The sequence below is a fragment of the Bradyrhizobium sp. Kon10 genome (assembly GCF_055807395.1).
This window is the reverse complement of the sequence record NZ_JBVVOZ010000036.1, coordinates 53,099-63,064: the sequence shown is the minus strand read 5'-3', so window position 1 is coordinate 63,064 and position 9,966 is coordinate 53,099. Positions and strand designations below refer to the sequence as shown.

Annotated in this window: 8 protein-coding genes, 1 other RNA gene and 2 pseudogenes; 5 read left to right on the top strand and 6 right to left on the bottom strand. The window is 65.3% G+C overall.

Annotated features, from left to right (window positions below):
• The 4 genes from AC0L2O_RS31360 to AC0L2O_RS31345 form a co-directional block, all read left to right on the top strand.
• On the top strand, window positions 1-435 hold a 435-nt coding region (locus AC0L2O_RS31360), incomplete at its 5' end, for a UDP binding domain-containing protein (RefSeq protein ID WP_473372482.1).
• A gap of 209 nt (window positions 436-644) precedes the next feature.
• Window positions 645-3,119 (top strand): ATP-dependent helicase HrpB, encoded by a 2,475-nt coding sequence (gene hrpB, locus AC0L2O_RS31355; RefSeq protein ID WP_473372481.1) that lies wholly within the window; start codon window positions 645-647, stop codon window positions 3,117-3,119.
• Window positions 3,120-3,245: 126 nt separating this feature from the next.
• Entirely contained in the window at window positions 3,246-3,755 is a 510-nt protein-coding gene (locus AC0L2O_RS31350; RefSeq protein ID WP_409190955.1) for a TIGR02281 family clan AA aspartic protease, read from the top strand.
• Between the two features lie 190 nt (window positions 3,756-3,945).
• On the top strand, window positions 3,946-5,445 hold the full coding sequence (locus tag AC0L2O_RS31345) for a phosphomannomutase/phosphoglucomutase (RefSeq protein WP_473372480.1): 1,500 nt from the start codon (window positions 3,946-3,948) through the stop codon (window positions 5,443-5,445).
• Between the two features lie 146 nt (window positions 5,446-5,591).
• On the opposite strand, the gene AC0L2O_RS31340 is transcribed toward AC0L2O_RS31345, so the two are convergent.
• The 6 genes and pseudogenes from AC0L2O_RS31340 to AC0L2O_RS31315 all read right to left on the bottom strand — a co-directional run.
• Entirely contained in the window at window positions 5,592-6,101 is a 510-nt protein-coding gene (locus AC0L2O_RS31340) for an Lrp/AsnC family transcriptional regulator (RefSeq protein ID WP_473372479.1), read from the bottom strand.
• Between the two features lie 87 nt (window positions 6,102-6,188).
• Window positions 6,189-7,115: a sugar kinase gene (locus AC0L2O_RS31335; RefSeq protein ID WP_473372478.1), complete on the bottom strand. Its 927-nt coding sequence runs from the start codon at window positions 7,113-7,115 to the stop codon at window positions 6,189-6,191.
• A gap of 13 nt (window positions 7,116-7,128) precedes the next feature.
• Window positions 7,129-8,073, bottom strand: a complete 945-nt coding sequence (gene nudC / locus AC0L2O_RS31330) for an NAD(+) diphosphatase (protein WP_473372477.1) — start codon at window positions 8,071-8,073, stop codon at window positions 7,129-7,131.
• A gap of 8 nt (window positions 8,074-8,081) precedes the next feature.
• The gene (locus AC0L2O_RS31325; protein WP_409190952.1) at window positions 8,082-8,501 is read right to left on the bottom strand and encodes an HIT domain-containing protein; all 420 of its coding nucleotides are present in this window, start codon (window positions 8,499-8,501) and stop codon (window positions 8,082-8,084) included.
• Window positions 8,502-8,732: 231 nt separating this feature from the next.
• Window positions 8,733-8,942: pseudogene (locus tag AC0L2O_RS31320) on the bottom strand (ATP-binding cassette domain-containing protein); the annotation flags it as partial.
• A gap of 272 nt (window positions 8,943-9,214) precedes the next feature.
• Window positions 9,215-9,603 (bottom strand): annotated as a pseudogene (locus AC0L2O_RS31315) (type 2 periplasmic-binding domain-containing protein); the annotation flags it as partial.
• 185 nt (window positions 9,604-9,788) lie between these two features.
• Between AC0L2O_RS31315 and ffs the strand changes: the two are divergent.
• Window positions 9,789-9,885: signal recognition particle sRNA small type (gene ffs / locus AC0L2O_RS31310), an RNA gene on the top strand.
• Window positions 9,886-9,966: the final 81 nt, after the last annotated feature.

The window sequence follows — 9,966 nt, the reverse complement described above, 5'->3', positions numbered from 1 at the left end:
CGCAAGCGCGCGATGGCGCGGAAAGTCAGCCAGGCGCTCGGCGGCTCGCTGCGCGGCAAGACCATCGCGGTGCTCGGTCTCACCTTCAAGCCCGACACCGACGACATGCGCGATGCGCCCTCAATCCCGCTGGTCACCGGTCTGCTCGACATGGGCGCCAAGGTCAAGGCCTTTGATCCCGTCGGGATGGAGCAGGCCAAGGGTGAGCTGCCCAGCATCACCTATTGCGAGGACGCCTATTCTTGCGCGCAAGGTGCCGATGCCATCGTCATCGTCACCGAATGGGTGCAGTTCCGCGCGCTCGATCTCGACCGGCTGAAGGCGACCATGGCGCAGCCCGTCATCGTCGACTTGCGCAACATCTACCGCCCCGAAGAGATGGCCGCCGCCGGCTTCGTCTATGAGAGCATCGGGCGGTCGTCGGTACAGGGCTAGCGATCAACGTCGCAACGATTCCGTCATGGCCGGGCTTGCCGTCTTCGCCTAAGCTTCGCCGGCCCGACACCTGTAAGCCCGGCGAAGCGTTCGCGGAGCCGGGTCCCCGCCATCCACGTCTGTTTTCTAACCCAAGACGTGGATGCCCGGGACGTCTGCGTGAAGACGCGCTTCGCGCTTTTGCCCTGGCATGACGACCGGATAATTCTTTGCCCCGCAGCTTCGACACGCCCCTCCCGATCGATGCCGTGCTCGACGACCTCTCGCGCACGCTGGAGGCGCATGCCGCCGCCGTGCTGGTGGCACCGCCCGGCGCCGGCAAGACCACGCGGGTGCCGCTGGCGCTGCTGGATGCGCCCTGGGCCAAGGGCAAAAAGATCATCGTGCTGGAGCCGCGGCGCATCGCGGCTCGCGCCAGCGCCGATCGCATGGCCAAGTCGCTCGGCGAGCGCGCAGGCGAGACCGTCGGCTATCGCGTTCGCTTCGGCTCGAAAATATCGCGCGCGACCCGCATCGAGGTGGTGACGGAGGGCATTTTTACACGCCAGATCCTCGACGACCCCGAGCTCTCCGGCATTGCGGCCGTCCTGTTCGACGAATTCCACGAACGCTCGCTCGACGCCGATCTCGGCCTCGCGCTGGCGCGCGATGCGCAGCTGGGCCTCCGCGAGGATCTGCGCATCCTGGTGATGTCCGCAACGCTCGACGGCGCGCGCGTCGCCAGGCTGCTCGGCGAGGCTCCCGTCGTCGAAAGCGAGGGCCGCGCGTTTCCGGTCGAGACGCGCTATCTCGGTCGCAAGGCGGATGTGCAGGTTGAGAGGCAGATGGCGGATGCGATCGCCTCTGCGCTCCGCGCCGATGCGGGGTCCGTCTTGGCGTTCCTGCCGGGTGCTGCGGAAATCCGCCGCACCCAGAACTTCCTCGCTGAACGGGTGCAGGATGCCTCCATCGAGATCGTGCCGCTGTTCGGCGCTCTCGATGCCGCCGTGCAGGATCGCGCCATCTCACCGGCGCCCAAGGGCATGCGCAAGGTGGTGCTGGCGACCTCGATCGCCGAGACCTCGCTGACCATCGAGGGCGTACGCATCGTCGTCGATTCCGGTCTCGCCCGCGTGCCGCGCTACGAGCCTGATATCGGGCTGACGCGGCTCGAAACCGTGCGCGCCTCGCGCGCGGCGGCGGACCAGCGCCGCGGTCGCGCCGGCCGCACCGAACCCGGCGTTTGCTACCGGCTGTGGGACGAGCCGCAGACGGCGTCACTTGCGCCCTATACCCAGCCGGAAATCCTCAGTGCCGATCTGTCCTCGCTGGTGCTCGATCTGGCGCAATGGGGCGTCGCTGACCCCGCCGCCCTGTCGTTCCTCGATCCGCCGCCGCAGCCGGCCTGGAAGGAGGCCAAGAGCCTGCTTACCGAGCTGAATGCGCTTGATGGCGACGGCCGCATCACTGCGGAAGGCAAGAGCCTGCGCGCGCTGGCGCTGCCGCCGCGGCTCGCGCGCATGATCGTGGATTCGCACCGCCAAGGTGCGGGTGAGGCCGCCGCCGAGATTGCCGCCATCCTCACCGAGCGCGGGCTCGGCGGAGACAGCGCCGACCTGGAGCACAGGCGCGACCAGTTCCGCCGCGACCGCTCGCCGCGCGCGTCGAGCGCGCGCGACCTGGCGCGGCGCTGGGCTTCGCAGGTCGCGGCCTCAGAGAAGGCCGCCGAGCGGGATGATCTCTCGACCGGGCTGATGCTCGCCTACGCTTTCCCGGATCGTGTCGCGCGCAACCGCGGCAACGGGAGTTTCGTGCTCGCCAATGGCCGCGGTGCCGCGGTGGAGCAGATCTCGCCGCTCGCGCGCGCGCCCTATATCGCCATTGGCGAGATGACGGGGACGGCCGCGAGCGGCCGCATCCTGCTCGCCGCGCAAATCACCGAGGGCGAGATCGAGCGGCATTTCGCCGAGCATATCGAGACGGTGGACGAGATCTCCTTCGACCGCGGCGCGATGGCACTGCGCGCGCGGCGCAAGCGCGCCCTGCACGCGATCACGCTGTCCGAGGCGACGCTGGCGGTGTCGCCGTCGGAGGACACCGCGCGCGTCTTCGCCGATGGGCTGATCGCAGCCGGTCTCGACCGCTTGCCCTGGTCGAAGGCTGCCAAACAATGGCGCGACCGTGTGATGTTCCTGCGCAAGGCGGAAGGCGAGAGCTGGCCTGATCTGTCGGATGATGGTCTGATCGCGCGGCGCGATGATTGGCTGGTACCGGCGCTCTACGGCAAGACCGCGCTCAAGGATATCTCGGCCGGCGATCTCTCCGATGCACAGATGGCGTTGCTGCCCTGGGAGATGCGCGCCCGGCTCGAGCGCGAAGCGCCGACGCATTTCGAGGCGCCGACCGGCACGGTGCTCGCGATCGACTACGAGGCCGAGCAGGGGCCGACCATCGCGGTGCGGCTCCAGGAATTGTTCGGGCTCAACACCCATCCGTCGATCGCGGCCGGCAAGGTGCCGCTGGTGCTGGAATTGCTGTCGCCGGCGCAGCGCCCGGTGCAGGTGACGCGCGATCTTCCCGGTTTTTGGCGCGGCAGCTACAGCGCGGTGCGCTCGGACCTGCGTGGCCGCTATCCGCGGCACCCCTGGCCGGAGGATCCGGCCAGCGCGCTGCCGACCCGGCGGGCCAAACCGCGGGGCACTTGAGCAATCAGAGCGCGGATTAACCCTTCGCTCATCCTTTTCGGCAAAATGACACCGGCCCAGTCGCGGCTTCGCTCGCGGGCTGGCACGCCGCGTGGTCAGATCGTGCCTTCAGTCCCGAGTGGTGTCATGCGTAACATAATGATCTTCGCGGCCATCATGATTGGGCTGGGCACCTTCATGGCGCAGATGGCGGACAGGATGAGCTCCGCCTCGGCGACATCGGTGCCGCTTACGGTAGCAGTTGCGTCCAACGCGCCAACCGGCGGTCGCAGCCTCAGCATCCCCCGGGACGGTCGCGGCCATTTCCAGACTGACGGCCGTATCGATGGCCAGCGCATCGGCTTCATGGTCGACACCGGCGCCTCCGTGGTCGCGCTGAACGAGAGCTCGGCGGCGCGCTTCGGCCTGCGTCCCTCGCGCAGCGAGTACAACGCGACTGTCTCCACCGCCAACGGCACCATCAAGGCTGCCCGCACCCGCATCGCCATGCTCGACGTCGGCGGCCTCGTCGTGCGCGACGTCGATGCCATGGTGCTGCCGGACGAGGCGCTGTCGGAGAACCTGCTCGGCCTCTCCTTCCTGTCCCGCCTGAAGCGCTTTGAGTACGCCAATGGCCAGATGGTGCTGGAGCAGTGAGGTCAACCCTCGGGGCTCGCGCGACCAAATAATTTGAAGAATGTCTTTCTTTGGACCGCTCTCGGGGTAATGCTCCCCCGTTACCAAACTGCCGCAATTATCCGCCATAAGCCTTCATTCCCGTCTTCCGCGGCGGCCTGGCATTCGCTAAGGCTGCATCAATTTCCGTCATTTTCGCGAGATCGTCGCAATGTTCCCCAAGCCGAAATCCGTGTTGCTGCCCAACACCTATGCCTTCGAATCCGAGCCGATGGTGAAGGCCACTGGTTTTCGCGAATACGACGCGCGCTGGCTGTTCCAGAAGGAAATCAACCTGATGGGTGTGCAGGCGCTCGGCATGGGGCTGGGCGCGCTGATCGCCGAGCTCGGCGTCAAGCAGGAGATCGTCACCGGCCATGATTTCCGCAGCTATTCGGCCTCGATCAAATACGCGCTGATCTCGGGCCTGATGGCGGCGGGCTGCAAGGTCCACGACATCGGGCTTGCGGTGACGCCGATGGCGTATTTCGCGCAGTTCGACCTCGACGTGCCCTGCTGCGCCATGGTCACCGCTTCGCACAACGACAACGGCTGGACCGGCGTGAAGATGGGCGCCAACCGCCCGATGACGTTCGGCCCCGACGAGATGACTCGGTTGAAAGAAATCGTGCTCAACGCCGACTTCAAGAACAAGGCCGGCGGCTCCTACCAATTCCATGAAAACTATCCGGCGCGCTACATCGCCGATCTCACCAGCCGTCCGAAGCTGAAGCGCAAGCTCAAGGTGGTCGCCGCCTGCGGCAACGGCACCGCCGGTGCGTTCGCCCCCCAGGTGCTGGAAGCGATCGGCTGCGAGGTGATCCCGCTCGACACCGAGCTCGACCATACCTTCCCGAAATACAATCCGAACCCCGAGGACATGGAGATGCTGCACGCGATCCGCGACGCGGTGCTGCAGCACAAGGCCGATGTCGGCCTCGGCTTCGACGGTGACGGCGACCGCTGCGGCGTCGTCGACAACACCGGCGAGGAGATTTTTGCCGACAAGGTCGGCGTGATGCTGGCGCGCGACATGTCGGCGATCCACAAGGACGCGCAGTTCGTCGTCGACGTGAAGTCGACCGGCCTGTTCGTCACCGATCCCGTGTTGCGGAAGCAGGGCGCGAAGGTCGCCTATTGGAAGACCGGTCATTCCTACATGAAGCGCCGCACCCACGAGATGGGCGCGCTCGCTGGCTTCGAGAAGTCCGGCCACTTCTTCTTCAACAAGCCGTACGGACGCGGCTATGACGACGGTCTGGTCTCGGCGATCGCGATCTGCGACATGCTCGACCGCGCGCCCGGCAAGTCGATGGCCGACCTCAAGGACGCGCTGCCGAAGACCTGGTCGTCGCCGACGATGTCGCCGCATTGCGCCGACGAGGTCAAATACGGCGTCATCGACGCCGTGGTGAAGCATTTTGAAGATTTGCAGGTGAAGGGCGCCAAGATCGGCGGTCAGGCGATCCGCGATCTCGTCACGGTCAACGGCGTGCGCGTCACGGTCGAGGACGGCAGCTGGGGTCTGATGCGCGCCTCCTCCAACAAGCCCGAGCTCGTGGTCGTGGTCGAGAGCCCGGTCTCCGAGCAGCGCATGCACGACATGTTCGAGATGGTGAACAGCGTGCTGCGCACCCATCCGCAAGTCGGGGAGTACAATCAGAAGATTTGAAGTGGCGAGTGCGTATCAGACGCACCGTGTCATGCCCCGCGCAGGCGGGCACCCAGTACGCCGCGACTTCTCAATCGATTTCAGGCGTCACGGAGTACTGGATCGCCCGGTCAAGCCGGGCGATGACAGCTTCTCTGGAGTGAAAGCTAACCCGCCACCACCGCCGGGATCGGCAGCGCCGTGACCGACTTGATCTTCTCCATCGCGAAGCGCGAGGTGACGTTCTTCAGCGGCACGGCGCTGATCAGCTTCTTGTAGAACACGTCATAGGCCTGCATGTCCGCGACCACGACGCGCAGCATGTAATCGACGTCGCCGGCCATGCGGTAGAACTCCATCACCTCGGGCATCGCACTGACGGCTTCGGCGAACTTCTTGAGCCAGGCGTCCGAATGATCGGAGCTCTCGACCGAGACGAACACGGAGATGCCGAGCCCGATCTTGTTCTGGTCGACGAGGGCCACCCGCTTGATGATCACGCCGTCAGCTTCCAGGCGCTGGATGCGCTTCCAGCAGGGCGTCGAGGACAGCCCGACACGGTCGCCGATCTCGGCCACCGACAGGGAGGCATCGTCCTGGAGCACCATCAGGATCTTGCGATCGATGGCGTCGAGGCGGCGGCTGGTCTCGGGGAGTTGGACAGCGAGGTCAGTCATTTGAAGAACTTTGTTCCATTATGTGGGCTTCTTTACCTCATATATAGAAAAATCTTCTATCGCAAGCCCATAATCTTGGCGGGCGACTTAGGTTGGCGGCCGGTGGCTGCGCAAAAGCCCTTCAACTTCAATGCGTTGTGGTGCAGCCAGGCCGCCGCCATGCCGGGCGCATTTCAGTGCTGCGGCGGCCGCGGCGAATCGCAGCGCCTCACGCACGTCGCCGGTTTGAGCCAAGCGAAGCGTAAAGGCGCCATGGAAAACGTCGCCGGCGCCGAGCGTATCGACCGCCTGGACCGCGAAGGCCGCCGTCTCCTCCAGAGCGCCCGACTCGTTCAGCCAGATCGTACCGCGCGGGCCACGGGTGGCGGCCAGGAAGGCCGGTGTCAGCCCGGAGAGGCGCTTCAAGGCATCGCCATCATCGGCCACACCAGCGGTTTCCTGCACCTGCTCGCTGGCGAACAGCAGATGCGAGGCGTCGGTCAGCAAGCGGTCAGTCGGCGCCATCGCGCGGTCGACGCCGACGATCACTGCAATGCCGCGGCGGCGCGCTTCGAGGCAGACGTCGGTGCAGAACGGGGCGCAGCGGCTTTCGACCAGAACCGCCCGGCAGTCGGCCAGCAGTTCGTCGGGATCGGACAGCATCACGCGCCACAGCGCAGGGTCGCGATAGATGGTGAGCGTTCGTTCGCCGGAGGGCTCGATCATGATCGCAGAGACCGGAGTCATGAGACCCGGCATGCGCACGATATGCGTGGTATCGACACCCTCGACGGCCATCAGCTCGAGGATGAAACGGCTCGACGTTTCCTGCGCATCGCCCATCGGACCGGCGAACGCGACGCGGCCGCCGAGCCGGGCGATGGCGATCGCGGCATTGAGCGCGTTGCCGCCGCAGATCTCCGCAAGGTGACTGGCATTGGCCTTGCTGCCGCGCTCGGGCACGGCCTCGACGCGAAAGATGAGGTCGCGCACGGGAATGCCGATGCAGAGGATGCGCGGCGCGATCCCGGCCATCGCCGATCTCAGCTCAAGCGCCGCTCTTTTCGTGCACCCAGCGGCCGAGCAGATGATGGGCGATGGCGAAGGGATGCGGGCCGGCGAGCCCGTCGGGATGCGTTCGCGTCAGCATCAGGGCTGCCTCCTCGCGTGTGAACCAGCGCGCATCCTCCAGCTCGGAGTGATCGACGACGATGTCCTCGCTCACGGCCCGCGCGCTGCAACCGATCATCAGCGACGACGGATACGGCCAGGGCTGAGTCATGTAATACTGCACGTCGGTGCAGCTGATGCCGGACTCTTCGAGGATCTCGCGGCGCACCGCATCCTCGATCGTCTCGGCGGCCTCGACGAAGCCGGCGAGGCAGGAATACATGCCCGGCGGAAACTGCTTCTGGCGCCCGAGCAGGCATTTTTCGCCGGAAGCCACCAGCATGATCACGACCGGATCAGTGCGGGGAAAGTGCTCGGCCTTGCAGGAAGGGCATTCGCGCTTCCAGCCGCCTTCCTTCATCGCGCTGCGCGCGCCGCAATTGGCGCAATAGCCGTGGCGCTGGTGCCAGCTCACCATCGATTTCGCCATCGCGATCGCCGAGAGCTCTTGCGGTGGAATCGCGCCCTGCATCGCCATGCCGCGCAGCTCGGTGACGGTATAGTCCTCCCGCCCGATCAGCTTCTCGGCGGCGGCCTGCGGCATCCCCATGCCGAACACGGCCGCACCATCGCGCAGCCCTAAGAAAATCGTGCCGGGATTGGCGCCGCACTTTAGGGCCTCGTCGATTGCCAGCAACGCGCGCGCCTTTTCGCCTTCGCGCTTCACCAGCAGCGAGTCGCGGTAGACGACATAGGCGCGCGATGAGACCTTCTGCTCCATCGCGAACAGTTTTTCCTCGTCGCGGCGCAGATGCGCGGCGCGATCGAGCACGTTGGTGACGAAGGCCGGTTGCCCCAGCGGAAAGGAATCGAATGCTGACATTTGTTCTTTCAACCCAACCAGATTTTTCGGCGAAGCGCGCTGATGAAAGTCTGCACCTCGGTGGCGTCATGCGCCAAGGGCTTCATCACCCCCCACACCGGCCGCGGCCAGGCGGCGTCACTGCTCCGGCGCGCGATGATGTGCACGTGCAGCTGCGGCACGAGGTTGCCGAGCGCCGCGATATTGAGCTTGTCGCATTGGGTGATCTCCTTCAGCGCGCGCGAGACGCGGGAGATCTCCGTCATCAGCTGCGCCTGCTGCACTTCATCGAGATCGATGATCTCGACTGCATCCGCGCGCCGCGGCACCAGCAGCAGCCAGGGATAATGCGCGTCCTTGATGACCAGCACCTTCGATAGCGGCAAGTCGCCGATGTCGATGGTGTCCTCTTTCAGGCGGGAGTGCAGCGACCAGGCGGGTTCAGACATGAAGGCTTCCGGATGGCCCGATGGGGCTTGTTTGGCCGGACCATACGACACGCAGTTGACGAGGGGAAGGTTGGGGCTCCGCTATCACTGCATACTCGATCGTCGTCCCGGACAAGCGCAGCGAAGCGGAGCGCAGATCCGGGACCCATATCCCCAGGAAGAAGTTTGGCGAAAGCTCGTAGTGAAGAGTCTTCCGGTGGGACGACCGCCAGCTTCTCGGCGTCCGTCTCGGCCCTCCATCACGTTCTGAAGCGTCGTCATGTGCGGGAATATATTGAAATGCTGGAACACCATGCCGGTGGTGGCACGGAATGTTGCGAGTGTCTTGACGTCCGGCAGCCTTGCGCCATCGCCGAATGTGAAGTGCGTGTCGCCGACGCGGACGCTGCCGCCGTCGGGCGCGACCAGGAGATTGATGCAGCGGAGCAGCGTCGACTTGCCGTCGAGAAAGAGCCAGCGATAGCTCCAGAGGATGCCAAAGTCCCACTGGTACATATTCTTTTGGGCCTCAGTCGCGAAGAAGTTTGGTCAGGCAGAGCGGCGGTCTCACTGCACCCCTCCCGCTTGCGGGAGAGGTCGGTGCGCGGCAGCGCGCCGGGTGAGGGCTGTTTCCTCTTGGGGAGTCTCCCTGGAGGAGAGACCCTCACCCCAACCCTCTCCCGCAAGCGGGAGAGGGGGCGCACCGCGCGTAGCGGATAGGGTCCGACTCAAACTCATCGCCTACAGCGAAACGCCGGCGGAATGTCCGCTTCGGTCACGCCCATCAGCTCCATGTTCGTGACGATCGCGTTGCGGATGAAGCCGAGACCCTTGTTGAAGTCGATCCAGGTGTTGAGGTAGTCGCGCCAGGTGTTGTCGCTCTCGCGGCGGAAGCCGGCATTCGACGTCGTGGCGAAAATCGGCGTCGGCAGCACGAAACTGGCCGAGCGAAGGATTCTTCTTCAAAACCGTCAGCGACAGCATGGTGATCAGGCACAGCGTCGACGCGGCCGGTCTGGAGCGCGGCGGTGGCCTCGTCGGCGCTCTTCAGCCGCGGGATCTGCGCCTTTGGTGTCAGCCAGCTGACGACCTGGTCGTGCGGCGAGCCCTGGTCGACCGCGATGGAGTTCCGGCAGCGTTCCAAGGCGCCCTCGGCAGTGAAAGCACAGCCTATCGGCTGGGCACACCGGGAATTGCCCGGAGGCCAGGCATGCCAATGCCAAGCCAAGGATAAATCGAGGCTAAGCCCAGCCCGTCCAAGATGATACCCGCTTGCTTTCCCGCCCTTTTGGCTCCAAATAGGCACCGGGAGATTGGCGGTGGACGAGCCACTCGCCAACCGGGTCAGGTCCGGAAGGAAGCAGCCCTAACGAGGTCCGGATCGGGTCGCTCGTCAGTCTCCTACCGTTTTTTCGAGCGAATTGCGCCGGCGGCTCGAACCGCCAGCGCGCTCCTTTCCGCAAAGCCGGCTGAGAGAGATTTCATT

Coding starts and splice junctions, on each gene's coding strand:
- nudC (WP_473372477.1), bottom strand. CDS start 8,073: ATGTCAGCATTCGATTCCTTTCCGCTGGGGCAACCGGCCTTCGTCACC.
- AC0L2O_RS31325 (WP_409190952.1), bottom strand. CDS start 8,501: ATGTCTGAACCCGCCTGGTCGCTGCACTCCCGCCTGAAAGAGGACACC.
- AC0L2O_RS31350 (WP_409190955.1), top strand. CDS start 3,246: ATGCGTAACATAATGATCTTCGCGGCCATCATGATTGGGCTGGGCACC.
- AC0L2O_RS31340 (WP_473372479.1), bottom strand. CDS start 6,101: ATGACTGACCTCGCTGTCCAACTCCCCGAGACCAGCCGCCGCCTCGAC.
- AC0L2O_RS31335 (WP_473372478.1), bottom strand. CDS start 7,115: ATGGCCGGGATCGCGCCGCGCATCCTCTGCATCGGCATTCCCGTGCGC.
- AC0L2O_RS31345 (WP_473372480.1), top strand. CDS start 3,946: ATGTTCCCCAAGCCGAAATCCGTGTTGCTGCCCAACACCTATGCCTTC.